The organism is Streptomyces pilosus (genome assembly GCF_014649835.1).
GTDB lineage: Bacteria > Actinomycetota > Actinomycetes > Streptomycetales > Streptomycetaceae > Streptomyces > Streptomyces pilosus.
Window position 1 is genome coordinate 197,746 of sequence record NZ_BMTU01000003.1, and the last position, 24,617, is coordinate 222,362.

The window sequence follows — 24,617 nt, forward strand, 5'->3', positions numbered from 1 at the left end:
GCGGCCCGTGTTTCACGTGAAACACCCAAGCCGGGCGATAACGGAGCTAGTCGGCCGTGCCTCCGAAGAGACCGCCTCCGTTGCCGCCTCCTCTGCTGTTCCCGGGTTCACCGCTCTCCGTGGGATCGGGGGAGGAGGAGGCTCCTCCGTCCGTACCGCCGGTGTCCGTGCCGCCCGGGCCGGTTCCGCCCGTCTCCTCCTCGTCGTCCCTGCAACGGAAGTCGAAGGGATCGCACGTCTCGGACTGCGTGGGCTCCGGCGGAGCGGTGGTCTCGGTCTTCGTGGGTGACGGAGGTGCCGAAGGAGTCGGCTCCTCGGTCTCGGTGGCGGTCGGAGTCGGAGTCGGCGCACCGAGCCCGTCCGCGATCTCGCCGATCTTCTCCGCCTCGGGGAACCCGGGATCGGGCTCGCCCTTCAGCGCGGCCTTCATGAACTCGGTCCACACCTCCGTGGGGATGTCACCACCGTGGATCGAGTCCTTGCCCGCCGTGCCGTTCATGGAGAGGAGCTTGTGGCTCTTGGGATCCTCACGGAACATCGCGACGGACGTCGAGAGCTGCTTGGTGTAGCCGACGAACCACGCCGACTTGTTCTCGTCGGTCGTACCGGTCTTGCCGGCTGCCGCACGGCCCAGTTCCTTGGCGTGCTGGGCGGTACCGTTCTCGATCACGTTCTCGAGCATGTCGGTGATGTTGTTCGCCACGTTCTCGGGCATGGCCTGCTTGATCCGCGGCTTTGCGAAGCCGGGCAGTTCCGTCCCCTTGTGCTTGACGGAGGTCACCGAGTACGGATCGGCCTGCTTCCCCGACGCCGCGAAGGTCGCGTAGCTGTCGGCCATGCGGATCGCGCTGGGTGTCGAGGTACCGAGCGCGAACGACGCGTTCAGTCCGGCGAAGCTGTCCTTGAGGATGCCGGACCGCTCGGCGACATCCGCCACGTTCTTCATGCCCACATCCATGCCGAGCTGCACGAACGGGGTGTTGACGGACTGCTCCATCGCCTTGCGCAAGGTGATGTAGCCCCATGGGTAGGGGCTCTCGTTCTTCTGGCGGAAGGGCGTGTTGTCCTTCTTGAGCACGAGCGAGCCGTCGTTGTTCCGGACCTCCAGGTTGTCGTCGCCGTTGTACTTGCTCTGCGGCGAGACGCCCTCCCCGTCGGTCTTGTAGGTACCGTGCTGCATCGCCGCGGCCATCACGTACGGCTTCCACGTCGAACCGACGGGGATGCCGGAGGTGTCGGCGTTGTTGTTGAAGTGGCCGTTCTCGAAGCCGGCACCGCCGTAGAGGGCGACGATCGCACCGTCGTTGGGCTTCACGGTCGCCGCACCGAACTGGACGTGCTTGTCCAGTTCGCGCTTCGGGTCGATGTTCTCCTTCTCGACCTTCTTGACGGCCCTGGCCAGCGCGTCGACCTTGTCCTTCTCGAACGTCGTGGTGATCTGGTAACCGCCCTGGTCGAACTGCGCCTCCGTGATGTCGGAGTTCTTCAGGACGTACCGCTTCGCCGTGTCGACCAGGTAGCTGATCTGGCCGGTCATGCCCTTGATCGCCTTGCGGTCCTGGGGCACGGGGTACTTCTTGGTCGCCTCCTGGTACTCGGCGTCCGTGAGGCGTCCGTCGCCGTGCATCTGCTCCAGGATCCAGCCCCAGCGGTCCTCGGAACGCTTGCGGTTGGCGTCAGCGGTGGCGGACGTGTCGAGGTTCTGGTTGCCCGCGGGGTCGTAGTACGTCGGGCCCTTGAGCAGGGCGGCGAGGAAGGCGCACTCGCTCGGGGTGAGCTTGACGGCGTCCTTGCCGTAGTAGGTCTGGGCGGCGGCCTGGATGCCGTAGGCGCCGCGGCCGTAGTACGAGGTGTTCAGGTAGCCCTGGAGGATCTCGTCCTTGGAGAGCTTGGTGCCCACCTTGATCGAGATGAACATCTCCTTGAACTTCCGGGAGATCGTCTGTTCCTGGCTCAGGTAGGTGTTCTTGACGAACTGCTGGGTGATCGTCGAACCACCCTGCGTGTCACCGCCCCGCACCATGTTGCCCAGGGCGCGGGCGATGCCCATCGGGTCGACGCCGGAGTCGTCGTAGAAGCTCTTGTTCTCGGCCGAGATCACCGCCCACTGCATGGCCTCGGGGATGCGGTCGATGGTGACGTTCTGCCGGTTCTGGCCGCTGCCCGTGGCGACCATCTGGGTGCCGTCGGCCCAGTAGTAGACGTTGTTCTCGGACGTCGCCGCGGCGTGTCCCTCGTCCGGCACGCTGACCATCGCGTACCCGATCCCCGCCACGGCCACCAGGCTTCCGAAGAACGCGATGCACAGGCCGGAGACGAGCTTCCAGGACGGTGTCCAGCGGCGCCAGCCGTCCTTGTCGTGACGCGGATAGTCGATGACCCGTTTCTTGGCGGGCGGGGCCGCGCGGCCCCGGCCCCGACCGGGACCGGCGGGGCCTGCTCGCCGGGCCCCGCCGCGCTGTGCCGCGCGTCGCGCCTCGGCGCGACTGCCGTACGTGTGGTCCTCTCCCCCCGAGCCACGGGACCCCGACCCATAGGAATCGGACGGAGATCCGGTGGCGCCTCGCGGTGCCGCGCGGCGGCCGGAGGACGAGCCGGACTGGCCGCGTCGGGCCGCGGCACGTCCGCCTCCCTGCGGCTGCGGCGGTTTGCGACGGTGCTCGCTCATCGAACGACTACTCCTCGGGCAGGCGCACCCTTGCGCGCCTGGAAACGGCGGCTGGTTTCCGGTCCCCCCGAAGTACGGATGCGGCGCTGTGCGCATTCACCCGTACCGCACCGGGGACCAAGACGCCCCCAGACTTCACTCGGTTCCCGGCGGTATGCATGGCGCACAGACTACGCACCGCCAAAACCCGCCGAGCACAGAAGTTCACCTCAAATCAGGCAACTTGCTCGCAACGAATCGACGATGTGATCCCGTTCACCCTCCCCCCTCTTGTCGCATCCGGAACGCCGTTCTATCGTCGTGATGTATCGAGTCGATACATCAGCGCGGCATAAGGACGGTGACGAGCCGTCCGCGAAGCCGTCACGGCACGACCGCGGGAGAGGGGAGGCGACCATGAGCCGGCGTTCCGGCATCCTCGAGTTCGCCGTCCTCGGCCTGCTCCGCGAGTCCCCCATGCACGGCTACGAGCTGCGCAAACGACTCAATACGTCACTGGGTGTGTTCCGCGCGTTCAGCTACGGGACGCTCTACCCCTGCCTCAAGACGCTGGTCGCCAACGGCTGGTTGATCGAGGAACCGGGGCACACCACCGAGGACGCCCTCGCCGCTCCCCTCACGGGGCGCCGCGCCAAGATCGTCTACCGGTTGACGGCGGAGGGTAAGGAGCACTTCGAGCAGCTGCTCTCCCAGACGGGACCGGACGCGTACGAGGACGAGACCTTCGCCGCGCGCTTCGCCTTCTTCGGGCAGACGTCGCGCGACGTACGGATGCGCGTGCTCGAGGGCCGCCGGAGCCGGCTGGAGGAGCGCCTCGAGAAGATGCGCGCCTCCCTGGCGCGGACCCGGGAGCGCCTCGACGACTACACGCTCGAGCTCCAGCGCCACGGAATGGAGTCCGTGGAGCGCGAAGTGCGCTGGCTGAACGAGCTCATCGAGAGCGAGCGGGCGGGACGGGACCTGAAGGGTTCCGCCGCCGGGGGGCCCGCTCAGCAGGACACCACATCTGGAGCGACGGGCGGCCTGCCCCGGCCGGGGGACGAACCCCGGCCGGATCCGCCCGCCGACACCGCCACGTGAGACCCGTTCGGGGCCTCACTCGTACACACAGGGAGCAACCGGAATGGGTTCGGTTCGCGTAGCCATCGTCGGCGTGGGCAACTGCGCCGCATCGCTGGTGCAGGGAGTCGAGTACTACAAGGACGCCGACCCGGCGTCCAGGGTGCCGGGCCTGATGCACGTCCAGTTCGGCGAGTACCACGTCGGCGACGTCGAGTTCGTCGCCGCGTTCGACGTGGACGCCAAGAAGGTCGGTCTCGACCTCGCGGACGCCATCGGCGCCTCCGAGAACAACACCATCAAGATCTGCGACGTCCCCAACACCGGCGTGACGGTGCAGCGCGGCCACACCCTCGACGGTCTCGGTAAGTACTACCGCGAGACCATCGAGGAGTCCTCCGAGGAGCCGGCCGACGTCGTCCAGATCCTCAAGGACAAGCAGGTCGACGTCCTCGTCTGCTACCTGCCCGTCGGCTCCGAGGACGCGGCGAAGTTCTACGCCCAGTGCGCCATCGACGCCAAGGTCGCCTTCGTCAACGCCCTCCCCGTCTTCATCGCCGGGACCAAGGAGTGGGCGGACAAGTTCACCGAGGCGGGCGTCCCGATCGTCGGTGACGACATCAAGTCCCAGGTCGGCGCCACCATCACGCACCGCGTCATGGCGAAGCTGTTCGAGGACCGGGGCGTCGTCCTGGACCGCACGATGCAGCTGAACGTCGGCGGCAACATGGACTTCAAGAACATGCTCGAGCGCGACCGCCTCGAGTCCAAGAAGATCTCCAAGACGCAGGCCGTCACCTCGCAGATCCCCGACCGGGAGCTCGGCGAGAAGAACGTCCACATCGGCCCGTCCGACTACGTCGCATGGCTGGACGACCGCAAGTGGGCCTACGTCCGCCTCGAGGGCCGCGCCTTCGGTGATGTCCCGCTGAACCTGGAGTACAAGCTCGAGGTCTGGGACTCCCCGAACTCCGCCGGTGTCATCATCGACGCCCTGCGCGCCGCGAAGATCGCCAAGGACCGGGGCGTGGGCGGCCCGATCCTGTCGGCTTCCTCGTACTTCATGAAGTCGCCGCCGGTGCAGTACTTCGACGACCAGGCCCGTGAGAACGTCGAGAAGTTCATCAAGGGCGAGGTCGAGCGCTAGGACCTCCCCACTGCGGGCAGTTGAGGGTCTCCGGGTCGTATGTCCCGGAGACCCTCTTCGTATGTGAGGCTGTGCCCCATGGCCGTCGTCCGTGACCTGCGCGTTCTGCTGCGTTTCCAGGGCTTCAGGCGCCTGCTCGCCGTCCGGCTGCTCTCCCAGGGCGCCGACGGCGTCTTCCAGGTCGCGCTCGCCGCCTACGTGGTCTTCTCGCCGGAGCGGCAGACGTCCGCCGCGGCGATCGCCTCGGCGATGGCCGTGCTGCTCCTCCCGTACTCCGTGGTGGGGCCCTTCGCCGGTGTCCTCCTCGACCGCTGGCGCCGACGCCAGGTGTTCCTGTACGGCAATCTGCTGCGCGCCCTGATGGCCTCGGTGACCGCCGTGCTCATCCTCGGCGGGGTGCCCGACTGGCTCCTCTTCGTCTCCGCGCTCTGCGTCACCGGCGTCAACCGCTTCGTCCTCGCGGGGCTGTCCGCCGCACTGCCGCGCGTCGTGGACGCCGACCGGCTGGTCATCGCCAACTCCCTCTCCCCGACCGCCGGCACACTGGCCGCGACCGCGGGCGGCGGCCTGGCCTTCGTCGTCCGCCTCGTCGTCGCCGATTCCGACGCGGCCGTGGTGCTCGTGGGCGCCGCGCTGTACCTGTGCGCGGCCCTGGCCTCGCTGCGCATGGCGAAGGAACTGCTGGGCCCCGCACGGGCCTTGGTGCACCCCCGGCTGACCGCCGCGCTGACCGGCACCGCCCGCGGCCTCAAGGAGGGCCTGCTGCACCTGGCCGCGCCCCCGCGCAGGGAAGCCGCCTGGGCCCTCGCGGCGATGTCGCTGATGCGCTTCTGCTACGGCGCCGTCCTCGTCCTGCTGCTCATGCTGTGCCGGTACGCGCTGACCTCGACCACCGACGAGGGACTCGCCCTGCTGGGCCTGGCGTTGGGTGCTTCGGGCGCCGGCTTCTTCGCGGCGGCCGTCATGACGCCCTGGGCCGTCGGCCGGCTGGGTCCGGGTCGCTGGATCGTGGTGTGCGCCGCGTCCGCGGCGGTGCTGGTACCGGCGTTGGGGCTGCCGTTCGCCACCGGCCCGCTCCTGGCCGGGGCGTTCGTGCTGGGGCTGACCACTCAGGGCGCGAAGATCGCCACCGACACCGTCGTGCAGTCCACCGTCGAGGACGACTACCGCGGCCGAATCTTCTCCCTCTACGACGTCCTGTTCAACGTGGCCTTCGTCGGGGCCGCCGCCGTGGCCGCCCTGATGCTGCCGCCGGACGGTCGATCGGTCCCGCTGGTGGTAACGATCGCCGTTATCTACGGAGCAGTAGCTGTGGCTATGGCCCGGTTTGAGCGTCATTAAGTGTCACATCAATGCCACATTGCCGTATCCGGCTGCCCTGTTGTCAGTGCGGGCCGGTAGCTTACGTGCGTCTTATCAACGCATCTTTTGCGTCACGCACTCATGTTCCAGGGGGACCCCCAGTGACCACTCCGCCGCCTCAGGGCAACCCGTTCGCGCAGGGCCAGCAGCAGCCCTACGGCCAGCCCCAGGGCCAGGCGCCCGACCCTGCCCAGGGTGGCTTCCCGCAGGCCGGTCAGCCCGGTTTCCCCCCGCCGGGTGCTCCCGTACCGCCGCAGCAGGGCCGGAAGCTCAGCTTCAAGACGATCAAGAACATCGTCATCGTTCTGATCATCGCCGGTGTGGCCATCGGCGCCTACATCACCAGCCAGGACGACGCGAACACCGCCGCGGTCGGAGACTGCATGCACCGGGGCAGCACCGACGACAACAACCCGGACCTCGAGGTCGTCGACTGCGGTGACGCCAAGGCCCAGTACAAGGTGCTCGCCAAGGTCGAGGGCAACTTCTCCGGCCTCACGGCGCAGACCAAGTGCGAGGCGGAGGCCAAGGACTTCCAGTACTCCTACACCGAGACCAACGGCAGCAAGAGCTTCCTCCTCTGCCTGAAGGACAAGTAGGACAGACGAACCGAGGGCGGTGTTTCACGTGAAACACCGCCCTCCGTCATGGAGAGGGGCGTCATGTTTCACGTGAAACATGACGCCCCTCTGCTTCCTCAGCCTTGTTGTGCTGCCCACCACTCCCTGAGCGCCTCCACGGCGGCCTCATGCTCCATCGGGCCGTTCTCCAGCCGCAGCTCCAGCAGATGCTTGTACGCCTGTCCCACCGCCGGCCCCGGCGCGACGCCGAGGATCTCCATGATCTGGTTGCCGTCGAGGTCCGGGCGGATGGCGTCCAGCTCCTCCTGCTCCTGCAGCTGCGCAATCCGCTCCTCCAGCCCGTCGTAGGCACGGGAGAGCGCGGCGGCCTTGCGCCGATTGCGCGTGGTGCAGTCCGAGCGGGTGAGCTTGTGCAGCCGGCCGAGGAGCGGTCCCGCGTCGCGGACATAACGGCGGACAGCTGAGTCCGTCCACTCTCCCGTGCCGTAGCCGTGGAAGCGCAGATGCAATTCCACGAGTCGCGAGACGTCCTTCACCAGCTCGTTGGAGTATTTGAGCGCCGTCATCCGCTTCTTGGTCATCTTGGCCCCCACCACTTCGTGGTGGTGGAACGAGACACGGCCGTCGCTCTCGAAACGACGGGTACGCGGCTTGCCGATGTCATGCAGGAGGGCCGCGAGGCGCAGGGTCAGGTCGGGCCCCTCCTCCTCCAGGGCCATGGCCTGTTCCAGAACGATCAGCGTGTGCTCGTAGACGTCCTTGTGCCGGTGATGCTCGTCCCTCTCCAGGTGCAGGGCCGGCAGCTCGGGCAGCACGTACTCGGCGATCCCCGTGTCCACGAGCAGGGACAGGCCCTTGCGGGGGTGAGCGGACAGGATCAGCTTGTTCAGCTCGTCCCGTACCCGCTCGGCGGAGACGATCTCGATGCGTCCCGCCATCTCCTTCATCGCCACGACCACCTCGGGCGCCACCTCGAAGTCGAGCTGAGCGGCGAAGCGGGCGGCCCGCATCATGCGCAGCGGATCATCGGAGAAGGACTCCTCGGGCGTCCCCGGGGTGCGAAGCACCCGCTCGGCCAGATCGGCGAGCCCGCCGTGCGGGTCGATGAACCGCTTCTCCGGGAGCGCGACGGCCATCGCGTTGACCGTGAAGTCGCGGCGCACCAGGTCTTCCTCGATGGAGTCGCCGTACGACACCTCCGGCTTGCGCGAGGTACGGTCGTACGCCTCCGAACGGTAGGTGGTCACCTCGATCTGGAAACGTCGGTCGGTGTCACCGACACGGGCGTCCTTCTGCGCGCCGACCGTGCCGAAGGCGATCCCGACGTCCCAGACCGCGTCGGCCCAGGGGCGCACGATCTTCAGTACGTCCTGCGGACGGGCATCCGTCGTGAAGTCCAGGTCGTTGCCGAGGCGGCCGAGCAGCGCGTCCCGCACCGAGCCTCCGACCAGGGCGAGTGAGAACCCGGCTTCCTGGAAGCGGCGGGCGAGCTCGTCGGCGACAGGGGCCACCCGGAGCAGTTCGCTCACGGCGCGGTCCTGCGCCTGGCTCAGGGCACTGATGTCTTCGTTGGCGTTCGGCACAACAGAAGAGGGTACGTGGCCCGCACGACCGGAAGCTCCCTCATTGAGCGCGCGCGGACACCACCGTCGATACATGGACAAGGCCCGCGCCCGCCGATCTTGCGGACCGGTCCGCGGCACTTCCCCTCAGCGCGCATCGTTACCATGCCTGGACGCACATTCCGACGACCACTGACGACGACGAGGGACGGGCGAGCGCGTGGCCGAGGCGGCAGACTTCCAGGGGACGAGTCCCTCACCTGCCCGCCGCTGGCTGCGGCGCACCGGAGCCCTGCTCGCCGGAGCGCCGCTGCTGGCGGGGCTTCTCCAGTTGCCGGCCGCGTCCCCCGCCGGGGCGGCCGCGCCGGAGGCCTCGCAGGCCCCTGCGGAGACAGGCTCGGTCGCCGTCTCGGTGAACTCCCTCACGCCGGGTGCTCCTGCCGAGGGCGACACCGTGACCGTGTCGGGAACGGTGACCAACAAGGGCAGGCAACCCGTCACCGACGCGCACGTCGGCCTCCGCGTGGGGCCGCTGCTGGACACCCGCTCGGGCATCGACCGGGTCGCCAAGAACAGCGACGACGTCGGGAGCACCGTCGGCCCGGAGATCGACGAGAAGTACGCGAAGAAGTTCCCCGAGCTCACCCCGGGAGTCTCGCAGCCCTTCACCCTGTCCGTGCCGGTCGACGAGCTGGACCTCGGACGCGACGGCGTCTACGAGCTCGCCGTCTCGCTGGCCGGGGAGACCTCCTCGCAGCCCTGGGAGCGGACACTCGGCATCCAGCGGACGTTCCTGCCCTGGAAGCCCGAGGCGGCCGGCAGGAAGACGAAGACCGCCGTCATGTGGCCCCTGATCTCGACGGTCCACATGACGGCGGAGACCGGCTCGGACGAGCAGCAGACGCCGGTCTTCCGCGACGACGAACTCGCCGAGGAGATCTCCCCGGGCGGCCGGCTGGACCGGATGGTGGCGCTGGGCAAGGACCTCGACGTCACCTGGGTGATCGATCCCGACCTGCTGGCATCCGTCGAGGCGATGACCGACCGTTACGAAATTCCCGGTGAGGGGGAGGAGAACGGCGTCGGCAGTCACCAGGCGGTCGCCAAACGATGGCTCACCGAGGTGCAGCAGGCGGTGGCGGACAAGGAGATCGTCGCGCTGCCGTTCGGCGATCCCGACCTGGCCTCCCTCGCCCACAACGGCACATCGGTCACCGGCTCGCTGAGCCATCTCAAGGAGGCCACGGACGTCGCCTCCCGCACCGTGGAGTCGATCCTCCACGTGACGCCCGCCACGGACTTCGCCTGGCCCGTCAACGGCGCCGTCGACCCCTCCGTCGTCCGGGTCGCCACATCCGCCGGAGCCGACAAGGTGATCGCCCGCAGCGACACCTTCGAGGAGACCGGGCTGACGTACACGACGTCCGCGCCGCGCCCCATCGGAGGCGGCACCACGGCCGTCGTCGCGGACGCACGGCTCTCCACGGCGTTCCAGGGCGACCTGACCAAGGCTTCGTCCTCGGCGCTCGCCGTGCAGCGGTTCCTGGCCCAGAGCCTGACCCTCGACCTGCAGACGGACCGGCAGCGCAGCGTCGTCGTGGCGCCGCAGCGCACACCCTCGGCGAGCCAGGCGCAGACGATGGCCGAGGCCATCGGAATCCTGCAGGACAGCACCTGGACCGAGGCGCAGAACCTCACGGCCGCCGCGGGAGCCGAACCGGACCCCGCCGCTACCACCGAGGTCCCCCCGGCTTCCTCCTACCCTTCCTCGCTGCGGAAGCGGGAACTGCCGAAGGCGACGTTCGAGCAGATCGTCAGGACCCAGACCAAGCTCGACAAGTTCAAGGTGATCCTGTCCGACGAGTCCCGCGTGGTCACCCCGTTCGGACGCGCCCTCAACCGGGGCATGTCCGTGTCGTGGCGGGGCCGCCAGGCCGAGGCGGCGATCTACCGGAGCGGTGTCGAGTCGTATCTGGACGGGCTCATCGGCCGCGTGAGACTGATCGACAAGTCGGAGACGAAACTCTCCGGCCGCAGTGCCACGATCCCCGTGACGGTGCAGAACAACCTGGTGCAGGGCGTGGAGCACCTGGTGCTGCGGCTCACCTCGACCAACCCGACCCGTCTGGAGATCGACGGGGCCGCCTTCGAGGAACAGCCCGTCTCCGTCTCCGGAGGACACAGCCAGTCGGTGAAGTTCACCACGTCCGCCAACGCCAACGGCCGGGCGACGGTGGTGGCCCAGCTGTACACCCAGGACGGCCGGAAGTACGGCGCCCCCGTCACCTTCGACGTCAAGGTCACCGAGATCACCGCCACGGTGATGCTCGTCATCGGTGGCGGCGTGCTGATGCTCGTCCTCGCCGGCTTCCGGATGTACACCCAGCGCAAGCGCGCCGTGGCCCGCGAGACCGGGGAGCAGGCGCAGGAGCAGCAGGCGGGCGAGGACCGCGAGGGTCGGGAGAACCCCGAGGCCCCGGCCGAGCGTCTCCCCCCGGAGTCGTCGACGGGCTGCCGGCAGGACGACCCCGAGCAGCCGAGTGACCCGGCACCGGACACCGCACCGGAAAGCGCAGGCCCGTCGGGCACGGGTGAGAGAGTGGACCGTTGAGGATGTCGTGGCCGGTGGGCCCGGGGATGAGGTGGGGTAGCCATGAACGCGCCGTACGACGGTGACCGCGGCCATGCCGCGGGCAACTCGGGCCACCCCGAGTCGGACCCCCACGAGGGTCCGCCGCCCGGGCACGGCCAGGTGCCGCCACCCCCCGTGGACCCGTATCTCCAGGACGCCTACGACCAGGACCCCTACCGGGCGCAGGACCTCACCGCCCAGGACCCGGTCACCGAGGCGCTCTACGACCGGGCCGCGCACCCGCCGCCCCCTCCGGGCAGCCACCCCCCTCAGCAGCCGCTCTACGGGCAGCCGCCGCAGTCTCCGTACGCCCCCGATCCGCGCGTGTGGGCCCCGACCCCCGCGCCGGAGCCGGACGGTCCGACCCAGCACCTTCCCTACGGCGACGACCCGCGCACCACACAGTTCGTGGGCGTGGACGACCTGGTCGGCCAGTCCGGGGACCAGCGTCACGAGCCGGACGCCTTCGCCCACCTCTTCCGCGACCAGCAGCAGGGCGGCGCCTTCCCGGACCAGCAGTACGCCGCCGGGCGCCCCGGGCACGCCCCGGTGGGCGGCCCGCAGCAGTACGCGTCGGCACCGGTACCGGGCCCCGCCTCCCCGACCCCCGGTCATTACGCGGGAGCCACTCCGCCGCCCGCCGCCGAGGCACCGGTACCGGAGCCCGCACCCGCTCCGAAGAAGGGCGGCCGGGCCGGGGGACTGCTGAAGTCGAGCGCCGTGATGGCGGCGGGCACGATGGTGTCCCGCCTCACGGGGTTCATCCGGTCCGCGATGATCGTCTCGGCGCTCGGCCTCGCCCTGCTGGGCGAGTCCTTCCAGATCGCGTACCAGCTGCCCACGATGATCTACATCCTCACCGTCGGCGGCGGCCTGAACTCCGTCTTCGTGCCCCAGCTGGTGCGGGCGATGAAGGAGGACGAGGACGGTGGCGAGGCGTACGCCAACCGTCTGCTGACCCTGGTCATGGTGGCTCTGGCCGCACTCACCGCCCTGGCATGGCTGGCGGCGCCGCTCCTGGTGCGTGCCCTGTCCGTGCCGGTCGCCACCGACCCGCACGCCAACGACGTCGCCGTCACCTTCACCCGCTTCTTCCTGCCCTCGATCTTCTTCATGGGCGTCCACGTGGTGATGGGTCAGATCCTCAACGCGCGCGGCCGGTTCGGCGCGATGATGTGGACGCCCGTCCTGAACAACATCGTCATCATCGTCACGCTGGGCACGTTCATCTGGGTCTACGGCAGCGCCGCGGACTCCGACATGAAGGTCACGAACATCCCGCCGGAGGGCCTGCGGCTCCTCGGCGTGGGTGTTCTGCTCGGGCTCGTCGTCCAGGCGCTGGCGATGATCCCCTACCTGCGGGAGACCGGTTTCCGTATCCGGCTGCGCTTCGACTGGAAGGGTCACGGGCTCGGCAAGGCGGCGAAGCTCGCCAAGTGGACCATCCTGTTCGTCCTGGCCAACCAGGCGGGCGCGCTGGTGGTGACCCAGCTGGCCACCGCGTCGGTCAAGGACACCAGCATCGACGGAACGGGCTTCAGCGCCTACTCCAACGCCCAGCTGATCTGGGGACTGCCCCAGGCCATCATCACCGTCTCCCTGATGGCCGCGCTCCTGCCCCGTATCTCCCGCTCGGCGGCCGACGACGACGCCGGCGCCGTCCGCGACGACATCTCCCAGGGTCTGCGCACGACGGCCGTCGCGATCGTGCCGGTCGCCTTCGGTTTCCTGGCGCTCGGCATCCCGATGTGCACGCTGATGTTCGGCGCCTCGGGCACGGACGCGGCCACCAACATGGGCTACATGCTGATGGCCTTCGGCCTCGGGCTGATCCCGTACTCCGTGCAGTACGTCGTGCTGCGGGCCTTCTACGCGTACGAGGACACCCGGACCCCCTTCTACAACACGGTCATCGTGGCGGCGGGCAACGCGATCGCCGCGGTCATCTGCTACATCGTGCTCCCGGCCCGCTGGGCCGTGGTCGGCATGGCGGCCTCGTACGGTCTGGCCTACGTGATCGGCGTCGGCGTCGCCTGGCGCCGGCTCCGTACCCGGCTGGGCGGGGACCTGGACGGCGCCCGGGTGCTGCGGACCTACGCCCGGCTGTGCATCGCCTCGGTCCCGGCCGCACTGCTCAGCGGCGCGGCCTGCTACGGGATCAGCCAGGCACTCGGCCAGGGGGTCGCCGGCTCGTTCGCCGCGCTCCTGGGCGGCGGGGTCGTCCTGTTCGGGACCTTCTTCGTGGCCGCCCGGCGGATGCGCATCGACGAAGTCAACTCATTGGTCGGTATGGTGCGCGGACGCCTGGGACGCTGAGGCAGGGGGTAGGCGCACAGGGCGCACAACCATCAACAGCCCCCGTGTGTCGTGCATAGCGGCGGACTGTGGGCACAATTGGTCTCGGCGTCGTACGGCGCGACGGACGCCGGCCGACGCGCAATGGATGGGGAGGCAGGGAACGACGGTGGCAGAACGGAGCACAGCTGCCGTCGACGTGGCAGACAACAGCGGCGAACAGCCGCTGACCGCACAGGCGGACCAGTCCACGGCCGACGGGGTGGCCAAGAACCGGGAGCAGGACACGGACAGCGACGAGGCACAGGAGAGCTCCGGAACCGACGGTGCCGGGAAGACCTCGCCGCCCGAACTGCACAGCGGCCACAAGCTGGCCAGACGCTACCGCCTCGAGGAGTGCGTCACCCGTCTGGACGGGTTCAGCAGTTGGCGTGCCGTCGACGAGATGCTCCGCCGTGCCGTCGGCGTGCACATCCTGCCCGCCGAGCACACACGTGCCCGGTCCGTGCTGGCCGCCGCCCGCTCCTCCGCCCTGCTGGGCGACCCCCGTTTCGTCCAGGTGCTGGACGCCGTGGAGGAGAACGACGTCGTCTACGTCGTGCACGAGTGGCTCCCCGACGCCACCGAGCTGACCACCCTCCTGGCGACGGGACCGCTGGAGGTGTACGACGCCTACCAGATGGTCAGTCAGGTCTCGGCCGCCATGGCCGCGGCCCACCGTGAGGGCCTCGCCCATCTGCGTCTGAACCCGAACGCCGTCCTGCGTACCTCGACCGGCCAGTGGCGCATCCGCGGTCTCGCCGTCAACGCGGCGCTGCGCGGCGTCAGCTCCGACACCCCGCAGCGCACCGACACCGAGTCCATCGGTGCGCTGCTCTACGCGGCGCTCACCCAGCGCTGGCCGTACGAGAACGACGCCTACGGCATGTCCGGCCTGCCGAAGGACATCGGGCTGATCCCGCCCGATCAGGTGCGGGCCGGTGTCCACCGCGGTCTGTCCGAGCTGGCCATGCGCGCGCTCGCCAACGACGGCGCCACGGCCTCGCGCCACGAGGCTCCGTGCACCACGCCGGAGGAACTGGTCAAGGCGATCGGCGAGATGCCCCGCATCCGTCCGCCGGAGCCCGCCTTCACCACCCCGCCCGACTACCAGCGCACCACCTACCAGCAGGGCACCTACGGCCGGCCCGCGCCGCGTCCGGGCGCCACGCAGCCCGTGCCGGTTCCGCCTCCCCCGCTGCAGAGCCGTACCGGCAAGGCGCTGAAGTGGGCCGTCTCGGCACTGCTGATCGCCGCGCTCGGTCTGGGCAGCTGGCAGCTCGCCGACGCCCTGATGGAGCAGGGCGGCAAGGCGGAGGACACGAACAAGACGCAGACGACGGATGAGGACGACAAGAGCGACAACAAGCCCGCGCCTCCCAAACCGCTCGCCGTCCAGGGTGCCCAGGAGTACATCGCCAAGGGCCAGGCCCAGGCGCCGGGTGACGTGGCGAAGACCTACGACGGCGACAGCTCGACCTACTGGCGCACCAACAGCTTCGTCGAGGGGCCGGACATGAACCCGGCCTTCAAGCCGGGCGTGGGGATCGTCTACGACCTCGGTTCCGAGCAGACGGTCGCGTCGTCGACGATAGGCCTCCGCTACGCCGGCGCCCACACGACCGTCACGTTGTACGCCACGGACTCGATGAGTTCGTCGACCCCCATCGACGCCATGCAGAAGCTGGGCACGGTCAAGACGAACGAGAACGAGGCCACGGTGAAGGCCGACAAGCCGGCGAAGACCCGGTACGTGCTGGTCTGGATCACCGCGATGCCGTACGCGCCCGGTGACACCTTCAGCAACGCCGGCTACAAGCAGGGCATCACCGACCTGAAGTTCATCGGCTGACGCCTCGACGAAGTCGACGAAGGGGGAGGGGTCGGATGGCCGACGGCACCGCGTACGGCGACGCGACCGACCAGGAACTCCTCTCCCGCCATGTGGACGGCGACCCGGATGCCTTCGGTGAGCTCGTCCGCCGGCACAGGGACCGGCTCTGGGCGGTGGCCCTGCGCACGCTGGGTGACCGCGAGGAAGCCGCTGACGCCGTCCAGGACGCCCTCGTCTCCGCCTACCGGGCCGCCCACACCTTCCGCGGCCAGTCCGCCGTCACGACCTGGCTGCACCGGATCACCGTGAACGCCTGTCTGGACCGTGCGCGCAAGGCGGCCTCCCGGAGGACCTCCCCGGTCGACGACGCGGAGCGCCTGGAGCAACTGCTGGAGCCGCACGAGTCCGCCTCGGCACCCGCGGAGCGCAACGATCTGCACCGCCAGCTCATCGAAGCGATGGGCACGCTGCCTCCCGATCAGCGGGCCGCGCTCGTCCTCGTGGACATGCAGGGCTACCCGGTGGCCGAGGCCGCCCGGGTCCTCGACGTGCCCACCGGGACGGTGAAGAGCCGCTGCGCCCGCGGCAGAGCCAGACTGCTGCCCCTGTTGAGTCACCTGCGGCCGGACGGTGGCGGCAAGAACACGAAGCACGACGAGGTACGGAACCGGACCCAGGGGACGTCCGTCCCACCCGCAGCGGGCCCACGACAACCGGACCCGCCGGACGCGGGGAAGAACGACCCGGCTGCAGCGAAGGGCGGAGGTGGGCGAGCGTGACATCGACGAAGGACATGGCGGAGCACCCGGACGTCACGGAGATCTCCGACCTCACCGAGGGGCTCCTCCCCTCGGCCCGGAGTGCCGACGTGCGCCGGCATCTGGAGACGTGCCCTCTCTGCGCGGACGTCCACTCCTCTCTCCAGGAGATCCGTCACCTGCTCGGTGCGGTGGACGGGCCGCCCCGCATGCCCGCCGAGGTGGCAGGGCGTATCGATGCGGCGCTCGCCGCGGAGGCACTGCTCCAGGCCACCGCGCCGGGGACCGGGACGGCCGACGCGCCGCTTGTCGTGACGCCCGCCGTGCCGGACGACGATGCCTCGCATGTTTCACGTGAAACATCGGTGTCCACGGAGCGGCCCGCCGGGCGTCCCCGCTCGTCCAGCACCGGCCCGGGGCGCAAGGGCCGGTTGCGCGGCGGACGCCGTCGGGCCGCCGTCCTGGGGACCGTCTTCACCGTCGCCGCTCTGGGTCTAGGCTCCGTGATCCTCTCTTCCCTGGACGACGGCACAGGGCCTCAGGAGAGGCATCGGACGACCGCGGCGGACACCTTCTCCGAGGGAAAGCTGGAGCAGCAGGTCTCCGATCTCCTCGCGAAGGGCGACAGCCAGGCCAAGGGGACCGGATCCCCGCAGACCTTCGGGCTGGAGTCGGAGAGAGGCGGCGCCGCGAGCCCGAGGGTGCTCAAGGAGCCCCTGGTGCCGCAGTGCGTCCGCGAAGGCATCGGGCGCGACGACATCGCCCTCGCCTCCGAGCAGGGCACGTACGAGGGGAAGAAGGCACTTCTCGTGGTGCTCCCCGATGCCTCGGACGAGACCCGTGTCATCGCGTACGTCGTCGACACGGCTTGTGTGGACACCCCGTCCTCGACCGTCACGGCAGAGGTTCTGCTGCAGCACTCGTACACGCGCTGACGATCCACGCGTGGTCTTCGCCCTGCGTGGTATCCCCTACGGTGTGTGCCCCTTCCGGCCTCCGGTGGGGCGTACGCGTGTGCGCGGGCACGCCGGGAATGCACGCCCCTTAGGATCCGTTGGGTGGGGTGAGAGTCCCGACAGAAACTCCCCCGGTCGAACGACGCAGACCAGAGACGAGGAAACAAGCCGTGAGTGACGTCCGTAACGTGATCATCATCGGCTCGGGGCCCGCCGGCTACACGGCGGCGCTCTACACCGCCCGTGCGTCGCTGAAGCCCTTGGTGTTCGAGGGCGCCGTCACCGCCGGCGGGGCCCTGATGAACACCACCGAGGTGGAGAACTTCCCCGGCTTCCAGGACGGCATCATGGGCCCCGAGCTCATGGACAACATGCGGGGTCAGGCGGAGCGCTTCGGTGCCGAGCTCATCCCGGACGATGTGGTCTCCGTCGACCTCACCGGAGAGATCAAGACCGTCACGGACACCGCCGGTACGGTGCACAAGGCCAAGGCCGTCATCGTCACCACCGGCTCGCAGCACCGCAAGCTCGGTCTCCCCAACGAGGACGCGCTCTCCGGACGCGGCGTCTCCTGGTGTGCCACGTGTGACGGCTTCTTCTTCAAGGACCAGGACATCGCCGTGATCGGTGGCGGTGACACCGCGATGGAGGAGGCCACCTTCCTCTCGCGCTTCGCCAAGTCCGTGACGATCGTCCACCGCCGTGACACCCTGCGCGCCTCCAAGGCGATGCAGGAGCGCGCCTTCGCCGACCCGAAGATCTCCTTCGTCTGGGACAGCGAGGTCGCCGAGGTCCAGGGCGACCAGAAGCTGTCGGGTCTGAAGCTGCGCAACGTCAAGACGGGCGAGCTCTCCGACCTGGCGGTGACGGGCCTGTTCATCGCGATCGGCCACGACCCGCGTACCGAGCTCTTCAAGGGCCAGCTGGAGCTGGACGAGGAGGGTTACCTGAAGGTCGAGGCACCCTCGACGCGCACCAACCTCACGGGCGTCTTCGCCGCGGGTGACGTGGTCGACCACACCTACCGCCAGGCGATCACCGCCGCCGGTACCGGCTGTTCCGCCGCTCTGGACGCCGAGCGCTTCCTCGCCGCCCTCTCCGACGAGGAGAACGCGGAGCCCGAGAAGACCGCTGTCTGACCCTCTCCCGCCCCACGCATCAACCAGTTAAGGAGCCCCCTGTGGCCGGCACCCTGAAGAACGTGACCGACGATTCCTTCGAGCAGGACGTCCTGAAGAGCGACAAGCCTGTGCTGGTGGACTTCTGGGCCGCCTGGTGCGGCCCGTGCCGTCAGATCGCTCCGTCCCTCGAGGCCATCGCCGCCGAGTACGGGGACAAGATCGAGATCGTCAAGCTGAACATCGACGAGAACCCGGGCACGGCCGCCAAGTACGGCGTCATGTCCATCCCGACCCTGAACGTCTACCAGGGTGGCGAGGTCGCCAAGACCATCGTCGGTGCCAAGCCCAAGGCCGCGATCGTCCGCGACCTCGAGGACTTCATCGCCGAGTAGAAGCGGGTCGCCTCACCGGCGGCAGATGTTTCACGTGAAACACGAAAGGGGCCGGCCCTGATGGGTCGGCCCCTTTCGCATGAGCCGCTGCGGAAGAACCGCGATCCGGGTCAGAGGGGGCGGAGCGCCGGCTCCTTCTGCACGGCCCCGAGCAAGCGGTCCAGCGCCATCTCCACGTCTTCCTTCCAGGAGAGTGCCGTCCTCAGTTCCAGCCGCAGCCGGGGGTAAGCGGGGTGGGGGCGGACCGTCTTGAAGCCCACGGCCAGCAGGTGGTCGGCCGGCAGGACACAGGCGGGTTCCTTCCAACGAGCGTCACCGAATGCCTCGATCGCCTTGAAGCCTCGTCGGAGCAGATCCTTCGCCACCGTCTGCACCATCACCCGTCCGAGCCCCTGCCCCTGGTAGCCGGGCATGATGAACGCGGTCATCAACTGCACGGCGTCGGAGGCCACGGGACTCGTGGGAAACGCCGTGGAGCGAGGTACGTAGGCGGGGGGAGCGTAGAGGACGAAGCCCACCGGGATGTCGTCGACGTAGACGACCCGACCGCAGGATCCCCAGTCCAGGAGGACCGAGGAGATCCATGACTCCTTCTCGAGCGCGGATGTCCCCGCTTTCACCGCTGCTTCGCCACTGACCGGGTCCCTTTCCCAGAAGACGCACGAGCGACAGCGCTGGGGAAGATCCTGGAGGTTGTCCAGCGTGAGCGGTACGAGCCGACGGCCCATAGAGGCTGTTCCTCGCTTCCTTCGCCCGCTGCCTCACGGGCGGCTGTCAGAGCGCTCCGTTCCCTGAGCAGGCTGCCGATGAAGCCGCTGACGACGCCCACCCCCAGTCCTGCGCTCACCAGTCCGGTGCGGCTCGTCATTCGCATGGCCCCTGCCTGCTGTCAGAGGAACTACCGGGTTGGATGCGTCATGTCCGAACGCATCGTATCCAGGAAGCGATTCCATCGATACCGCCAAAAAGCAAAGGACGGACCGTGTTCCGGTACAACCCGGACACGACCCGTCCTGGTCGGCTGCCCGGCATCACCGCGCAGCCGTCGGCTCAGGAGTCGGCCTCCGTGGAGTCGTCGTCCACTAGACTCTTCTGCAGGACCGGCCCCTCACCCGGGGCGAGGCTGCTGAGAATGCGCTCCAGGTCCTCCATGGAAGCGAACTCGACGGTGATCTTGCCCTTCTTCTGCCCCAGGTCGACCTTGACCCGGGTCTCGAAGCGATCCGAAAGACGCGTCGCCAGCTCTGTCAGCGCCGGCGACACCAGAGCGCCGGCGCGCGGCCCCTTGGAACGCTGCGCCTTCTGGGGCCGGGACCCCATCAGGGTCACGATCTCCTCGACGGCCCGGACCGAAAGGCCTTCGGCCACGATCCGGTGAGCCAACCGGTCCTGCTCCTCGGAGTCCTCCACGGCCAGCAGAGCACGAGCGTGTCCGGCGGACAGCACACCGGCGGCGACCCTGCGCTGGACGGTGGGCGAGAGCTTCAACAGGCGGAGCGTGTTGGACACCTGCGGGCGGGACCGGCCGATGCGGTCCGCCAGCTGGTCGTGCGTGCAGTTGAAGTCCTTCAGCAACTGGTCGTAGGCGGCGGCCTCTTCCAGCGGGTTCAGCTGGGCACGGTGCAGGTTCTCCAGCAGGGCGTCCAGGAGCAGCTTTTCGTCGTCCGTGGCCCGCACGATCGCCGGGATGGCCTCGAGGCCCGCCTCGTGGCATGCGCGCCACCGGCGTTCACCCATGATGAGTTCGTAGCGTCCCGGACCGACCTGCCGCACAACGACCGGCTGAAGAAGACCGACCTCCTTGATGGAGGTGATCAGCTCGGACAGTGCGTCCTCGTCGAAGACCTCACGCGGCTGCCGGGGGTTCGGCGTGATGGCGTCGAGGGGGATCTCCGCGAAATGAGCACCCATGGGCGGCGCGGGGACACCAACGGCTCTTCCCAACGCCTCTTCCGTTTCACGTGAAACGGACGGCAGTGTCGCCACCTTCGCGGCGGCGATGCCACGGTCATTCGGCAGCGCCGGAACCGCGGCAGGTGAGGTAGAGGCGGTGCCTCCCCCCAACGCGGCCGGAGGCACCGTCTTCTCTGTCGGGGCAGCAGGGATCAGCGCACCGAGACCGCGGCCCAACCCCCTCCGTCGATCACTCACTGGACGCCCTCCACCATGGTCGGATCATTCTGCTGTGCGCCGATGTGTGCCTGCGCCGCGTCATACCTGACGCCGACCCCCCTCAGCGCGATCTCTCGTGCCGCCTCGAAGTAGGAGAGGGCACCGCTTGATCCTGGATCGTAAGTCAGCACTGTCTGCCCATAGCTCGGCGCCTCCGAGATACGGACGGAGCGGGGGATGCTCGTCCGCAGCACCTCGTCGCCGAAGTGGGTGCGCACCTCGTCCGCGACCTGCGACGCAAGCCGCGTGCGACCGTCGTACATGGTGAGCAGGATCGTCGAAACGTGCAGGGTGGGGTTGAGGTGCCCCCGGACCAGGTCGACGTTGCGGAGCAGTTGCCCCAGGCCCTCCAGTGCGTAGTACTCGCACTGGATCGGGATCAGGACTTCCTGACCGGCCACCAGGGCGTTGACCGTCAGCAGACCGAGGGAGGGCGGGCAGTCGATGAGGATGTAGTCCAGCGGCTGCTCATAGGCCTGGATGGCCCGCTGGAGCCGGCTCTCCCGCGCCACCAGCGACACCAGCTCGATCTCCGCACCGGCGAGATCGATGGTGGCGGGCGCGCAGAACAGACCCTCGACGTCGGGGACCGGCTGAACGACCTCCGCAAGCGGCCTGCTGTCCACCAGTACGTCGTAGATGGAGGGGACCTCTGCGTGGTGGTCGATGCCCAGGGCGGTGGACGCATTGCCCTGCGGGTCGAGGTCGATCACCAGGACACGAGCGCCGTGCAGAGCGAGTGACGCGGCAAGGTTGACGGTGGTCGTCGTCTTACCGACGCCGCCCTTCTGGTTGGCGACCACGATGACACGGGTCTGCTCGGGCCGTGGGAGACCCTCACCGGCACGACCCAGCGCCTCCACCGCCAGCTGGGCAGCACGACCGATGGGAGTGTCGTCCATCGGAGGCGGTGTTTCACGTGAAACATCCGCCCCCATCGATTCGGTACGGGGACCGGGGACCGGGTCGGTCATCGGTCCCGCGATGTTGGCGTCGGACCGCAAGGATTCACTCTCCTCGACTTCAGGCTCGCAATGAACAGAGCCTCCCATGCCTTCGGGGTCGCGAACCAGTGAGGCCTGACGTTCTGTGGAGAAATCCACCTCTGTGGACAACTCCATCCCCCTTGAGGGGTCAGGTTCGTCGGGAACAGAGTCCTGACCCAGGGACCCGAGAGGCTTACGGTCCCGGGGTTCGGCCGCGGCGCGGCCCCGACTGATGATGCCGTGCAGAAGTGAGCGACGTTTCACGTGAAACACGATGCACAGCGACCAGGGCCCACCCCCCGCGACACTCCGGCATGGGCAGGTTTGGCAGCTTGTGTGGAGTACGCCCGACCCTCAGGACGAGCAGTTCCCGCACAGCGGGAGGGGCGGAGTCGCCCGTCCACCACGGGCGGAGTCACGCGCTAACCGCGTCGGCGCCGGGTCCGCCCCGTGCGAGCCGCCTTCGCGCGCTTCGCCGCGAAGCGCACTCCTCCCGGGCTCTCGCCGACCTCGACCCGGACCACGGTCGACATCGGGTCCACGACTCCGTCACCCACGTGCACGATCGAGGTCGCCACGGCGCCGAGCTTGCTGAGCGCCGCGCTCGCGCTCTTCAGCTCCTCCTCGGCGGCATCACCCTTCAGCGCGAGCATCTCGCCGTACGGTCGCAGAAGAGGAATGCCCCAGGTGGCGAGCCGGTCGAGCGGAGCCACGGCCCGGGCGGTCACCACATGCACCGGCTGAATCTTCCCCATGACTTCCTCGGCTCGGCCGCGTACGACCGTGACGTGGTCGAGGCCGAGCAGTTCCACGACTTCGGTGAGGAAGTTGGTGCGCCGGAGCAGCGGCTCCAGCAGAGTGATTTTGAGGTCCTCCCGGACCAGCGCCAGAGGAATGCCCGGCAGCCCGGCTCCCGAACCGACATCGCACACCGTCACGCCCTCGGGCACGACCTCCGAGAGCACCGCACAGTTCAGCAGATGCCTCTCCCACAGGCGGGGCACCTCACGCGGACCGATCAAACCTCGCTGCACACCCGCTTCGGCGAGCAGCTCCGCGTACCGGACCGCGTCCGCGAAGCGATCGCCGAACACCTCGCGGGCCTGCTCGGGCGCAGGGGGAAGCTCCGCTGCCTCCGTCACTGGGGGGACCGTCCTTCCGTACCGTGCCGACACGAACCGCCGGCACCAGAACTATCGGGCTGACAACACTAGGCCCCGCCTGCGCAACAGACGGGGCCGGTGAAACGTGAAGCCGATCAGGCGGGAAGCACGACGACGAAGCGCTGCGGCTCCTCGCCCTCGGACTCGCTGCGCAGGCCCGCTGCCTTGACCGCGTCGTGCACGACCTTGCGCTCGAACGGCGTCATGGGGTCGAGGTTCACGGCCTTGCCGCTGCTCTTCGCCTCGGCGGCCGCCTTCGCGCCGATCTCGGACAGCTCCGTCCGCTTCCTGGCGCGGAAGCCGGCGATGTCGAGCATGAGCCGGCTGCGGTCCCCGGTCTCCCGGTGGACGGCCAGACGGGTGAGCTCCTGGAGTGCCTCCAGCACCTCACCGTCACGGCCCACCAGCTTCTGCAGGTCACGGCCGCCCGTGTCGCTGATGATCGAGACAGAGGCGCGGTCGGCCTCGACGTCCATGTCGATGTCACCGTCGAGGTCGGCGATGTCGAGCAGACCCTCCAGGTAGTCCGCCGCGATCTCGCCCTCCTGCTCCAGGCGGGTCAGGGTGTCTGCGCCCTCGGCAGCGGCGGCGGTGGTGCCTTCCGTCACGGGATGGACTCCTTCTTACTTCTTGGACGGGGACTTGGGCCGCTGCGGACCCTTGCGCTGTCCGGACTGGGCCTTGCTGCGGGTACTGCCGGCGGGCTTGGCCTCGCCCTTCTTCGCCGCGGAGGCGGGCGTGGTGCCCTGGGGCTCGTCCGACTTGGTCAGGGAGGTGGGCTCACCCGCCGCCTTGGCCGGGGTGGACTGGCGCTGGGACTTGCTCTGCCGCTTGGGCTGCTGCCGCTTGGGCGTGGCTCCGGTGGTCGCACCGTCCTCCGCCTGGGCCGCGGCCGTGCTCTCGCCCTTGATGACCGCGCCGTCGGTCTGGGCCGCGAGACCCGCCTTGCTGAGACCGTTGATGAACTTGCGCTCGTGCTCGTTGCGGTCCCGGCCCTTGGCGACGATGGCCTTGATGATGACGCGCTGACGCCGGTTGCGGGTGCCGCCGTGCCGGGTGACCTGCTTGTGGAGGCGCTCCAGGTACGCGGCCTGGGCCTTGGACCCCGGCGTGGGGTTGTTGTGGATGACGTACATCTGCTGGCCCATGGTCCACACGTTGGTGGTCAGCCAGTAGACGAGGACACCGACCGGGAAGTTGATGCCGAAGACGGCGAAGATGATGGGGAAGACGTACATCAGCATCTTCTGCTGCTGCATGAACGGCGTCTTCACCGTGGTGTCGACGTTCTTCGTCATCAGCTGGCGCTGCGTGTAGAACTGCGACAGCGACATCAGGATGATCATGATCGCCGTGACGACGCGGACATCGGTCAGCGACGAGTTCAGCGCCTCGACCTTCTCCGAGCTGTCCGTGAACTTCGCCGCGAGCGGGGCACCGAAGATGTGGGCCTTCTGCGCGCTCTCCAGCAGGCGTTCGTTGATCACACCGACGGTGTCGTTCGACGCGATGCTGTTGAGCACGTGGTAGAGCGCGAAGAAGAACGGCGACTGGGCCAGGATGGGAAGACACGAGGAGAGCGGGTTGGTGCCCGTCTCCTTGTAGAGCTTCATCATCTCTTCGGACTGGCGCTGCCGGTCGTTCTTGTAGCGCTCCTGGATCTTCTTCATCTCCGGCTGGAGCGTCTGCATCGCACGCGTCGCCTTGATCTGCTTCACGAAGAGCGGGATCAGGCAGATGCGGATGAGGATCACCAGGGACACGATGGACAGGCCCCAGGCCCATCCGGTGTCAGGGCCGAAGACGGCGCCGTACACGCTGTGGAACTGGACGATGACCCAGGAGACAGGCGTTGTGATGAAGCTGAAGAGGCTGGCAATCGTGTCCACT

The 24,617-nt window shown here is 68.7% G+C and carries 19 protein-coding genes; 11 read left to right on the forward strand and 8 right to left on the reverse strand.

Features of this window, described 5'->3' with window-relative positions:
- Positions 1-46 precede the first annotated feature (46 nt).
- Positions 47-2,668, reverse strand: a complete 2,622-nt coding sequence (locus tag IE118_RS09225) for a transglycosylase domain-containing protein (protein ID WP_189557266.1) — start codon at positions 2,666-2,668, stop codon at positions 47-49.
- Positions 2,669-3,064: 396 nt separating this feature from the next.
- Here IE118_RS09225 and IE118_RS09230 point away from each other — a divergent pair, with 396 nt between their 5' ends.
- The 4 genes from IE118_RS09230 to IE118_RS09245 all read left to right on the forward strand — a co-directional run bounded on the left by IE118_RS09230 (position 3,065) and on the right by IE118_RS09245 (position 6,835).
- Positions 3,065-3,748: a PadR family transcriptional regulator gene (locus IE118_RS09230; protein ID WP_189557267.1), complete on the forward strand. Its 684-nt coding sequence runs from the start codon at positions 3,065-3,067 to the stop codon at positions 3,746-3,748.
- Between the two features lie 43 nt (positions 3,749-3,791).
- Positions 3,792-4,874 carry an inositol-3-phosphate synthase gene (locus tag IE118_RS09235; RefSeq protein WP_189557268.1) on the forward strand — a complete coding sequence of 361 codons (1,083 nt, stop codon included), beginning with the start codon at positions 3,792-3,794 and terminating at the stop codon, positions 4,872-4,874.
- A 78-nt stretch (positions 4,875-4,952) separates the two neighbouring features.
- Entirely contained in the window at positions 4,953-6,215 is a 1,263-nt protein-coding gene (locus IE118_RS09240; protein ID WP_189557269.1) for an MFS transporter, read from the forward strand.
- Between the two features lie 122 nt (positions 6,216-6,337).
- Positions 6,338-6,835, forward strand: a complete 498-nt coding sequence (locus IE118_RS09245; protein ID WP_189557270.1) for an LppU/SCO3897 family protein — start codon at positions 6,338-6,340, stop codon at positions 6,833-6,835.
- Positions 6,836-6,933: 98 nt separating this feature from the next.
- Here the strand turns inward: IE118_RS09245 and IE118_RS09250 are convergent, their stop codons facing one another.
- Entirely contained in the window at positions 6,934-8,400 is a 1,467-nt protein-coding gene (locus IE118_RS09250; protein ID WP_189557271.1) for a CCA tRNA nucleotidyltransferase, read from the reverse strand.
- 199 nt (positions 8,401-8,599) lie between these two features.
- Between IE118_RS09250 and IE118_RS09255 the strand changes: the two genes are divergently transcribed.
- The 7 genes from IE118_RS09255 (at position 8,600) to trxA (ending at position 18,406) form a co-directional block, all read left to right on the forward strand.
- The gene (locus IE118_RS09255) at positions 8,600-10,990 is read left to right on the forward strand and encodes a DUF6049 family protein (RefSeq protein ID WP_189557272.1); all 2,391 of its coding nucleotides are present in this window, start codon (positions 8,600-8,602) and stop codon (positions 10,988-10,990) included.
- A 42-nt stretch (positions 10,991-11,032) separates the two neighbouring features.
- Entirely contained in the window at positions 11,033-13,327 is a 2,295-nt protein-coding gene (murJ, locus tag IE118_RS09260; protein WP_189557273.1) for a murein biosynthesis integral membrane protein MurJ, read from the forward strand.
- A 148-nt stretch (positions 13,328-13,475) separates the two neighbouring features.
- Positions 13,476-15,197, forward strand: a complete 1,722-nt coding sequence (locus tag IE118_RS09265; RefSeq protein ID WP_189557274.1) for a protein kinase family protein — start codon at positions 13,476-13,478, stop codon at positions 15,195-15,197.
- Positions 15,198-15,232: 35 nt separating this feature from the next.
- Complete coding sequence (sigM, locus tag IE118_RS09270) at positions 15,233-15,958, forward strand: RNA polymerase sigma factor SigM (RefSeq protein ID WP_189557275.1); 726 nt, start codon at positions 15,233-15,235, stop codon at positions 15,956-15,958.
- Positions 15,955-16,872, forward strand: a complete 918-nt coding sequence (locus tag IE118_RS09275) for an anti-sigma factor family protein (protein ID WP_189557276.1) — start codon at positions 15,955-15,957, stop codon at positions 16,870-16,872. Before sigM ends, IE118_RS09275 begins: the two co-directional genes overlap by 4 nt.
- A 191-nt stretch (positions 16,873-17,063) precedes the next feature.
- Positions 17,064-18,032 carry a thioredoxin-disulfide reductase gene (trxB, locus tag IE118_RS09280; RefSeq protein WP_189557277.1) on the forward strand — a complete coding sequence of 323 codons (969 nt, stop codon included), beginning with the start codon at positions 17,064-17,066 and terminating at the stop codon, positions 18,030-18,032.
- 41 nt (positions 18,033-18,073) lie between these two features.
- On the forward strand, positions 18,074-18,406 hold the full coding sequence (gene trxA / locus IE118_RS09285; RefSeq protein WP_007383275.1) for a thioredoxin: 333 nt from the start codon (positions 18,074-18,076) through the stop codon (positions 18,404-18,406).
- 110 nt (positions 18,407-18,516) lie between these two features.
- Here trxA and IE118_RS09290 read toward each other — a convergent pair whose 3' ends face one another.
- The 6 genes from IE118_RS09290 to yidC all read right to left on the reverse strand — a co-directional run bounded on the left by IE118_RS09290 (position 18,517) and on the right by yidC (position 24,616).
- Positions 18,517-19,134 carry a GNAT family N-acetyltransferase gene (locus IE118_RS09290; protein ID WP_189557278.1) on the reverse strand — a complete coding sequence of 206 codons (618 nt, stop codon included), beginning with the start codon at positions 19,132-19,134 and terminating at the stop codon, positions 18,517-18,519.
- A gap of 322 nt (positions 19,135-19,456) precedes the next feature.
- Positions 19,457-20,557 carry a ParB/RepB/Spo0J family partition protein gene (locus IE118_RS09295; protein ID WP_189557279.1) on the reverse strand — a complete coding sequence of 367 codons (1,101 nt, stop codon included), beginning with the start codon at positions 20,555-20,557 and terminating at the stop codon, positions 19,457-19,459.
- Positions 20,554-21,630 (reverse strand): ParA family protein, encoded by a 1,077-nt coding sequence (locus IE118_RS09300; RefSeq protein ID WP_189557610.1) that lies wholly within the window; start codon positions 21,628-21,630, stop codon positions 20,554-20,556. The genes IE118_RS09295 and IE118_RS09300 overlap by 4 nt, the downstream gene beginning before the upstream one ends.
- 356 nt (positions 21,631-21,986) lie before the next feature.
- Complete coding sequence (gene rsmG / locus IE118_RS09305) at positions 21,987-22,706, reverse strand: 16S rRNA (guanine(527)-N(7))-methyltransferase RsmG (protein WP_189557280.1); 720 nt, start codon at positions 22,704-22,706, stop codon at positions 21,987-21,989.
- 116 nt (positions 22,707-22,822) lie between these two features.
- Positions 22,823-23,335 (reverse strand): Jag family protein, encoded by a 513-nt coding sequence (locus IE118_RS09310; protein WP_189557281.1) that lies wholly within the window; start codon positions 23,333-23,335, stop codon positions 22,823-22,825.
- A gap of 15 nt (positions 23,336-23,350) precedes the next feature.
- The gene (gene yidC / locus IE118_RS09315; RefSeq protein ID WP_189557282.1) at positions 23,351-24,616 is read right to left on the reverse strand and encodes a membrane protein insertase YidC; all 1,266 of its coding nucleotides are present in this window, start codon (positions 24,614-24,616) and stop codon (positions 23,351-23,353) included.
- Position 24,617 lies beyond the last annotated feature (1 nt).

What these genes read in the sequence shown, in the direction of transcription:
- IE118_RS09225 (WP_189557266.1), bottom strand. Translation starts at nt 2,668, where the DNA reads ATGAGCGAGCACCGTCGCAAACCGCCGCAGCCGCAGGGAGGCGGACGT.
- IE118_RS09230 (WP_189557267.1), top strand. Translation starts at nt 3,065, where the DNA reads ATGAGCCGGCGTTCCGGCATCCTCGAGTTCGCCGTCCTCGGCCTGCTC.
- IE118_RS09235 (WP_189557268.1), top strand. Translation starts at nt 3,792, where the DNA reads ATGGGTTCGGTTCGCGTAGCCATCGTCGGCGTGGGCAACTGCGCCGCA.
- IE118_RS09240 (WP_189557269.1), top strand. Translation starts at nt 4,953, where the DNA reads ATGGCCGTCGTCCGTGACCTGCGCGTTCTGCTGCGTTTCCAGGGCTTC.
- murJ (WP_189557273.1), top strand. Translation starts at nt 11,033, where the DNA reads ATGAACGCGCCGTACGACGGTGACCGCGGCCATGCCGCGGGCAACTCG.
- sigM (WP_189557275.1), top strand. Translation starts at nt 15,233, where the DNA reads ATGGCCGACGGCACCGCGTACGGCGACGCGACCGACCAGGAACTCCTC.
- IE118_RS09290 (WP_189557278.1), bottom strand. Translation starts at nt 19,134, where the DNA reads ATGGGCCGTCGGCTCGTACCGCTCACGCTGGACAACCTCCAGGATCTT.
- IE118_RS09300 (WP_189557610.1), bottom strand. Translation starts at nt 21,630, where the DNA reads ATGGGAGGCTCTGTTCATTGCGAGCCTGAAGTCGAGGAGAGTGAATCC.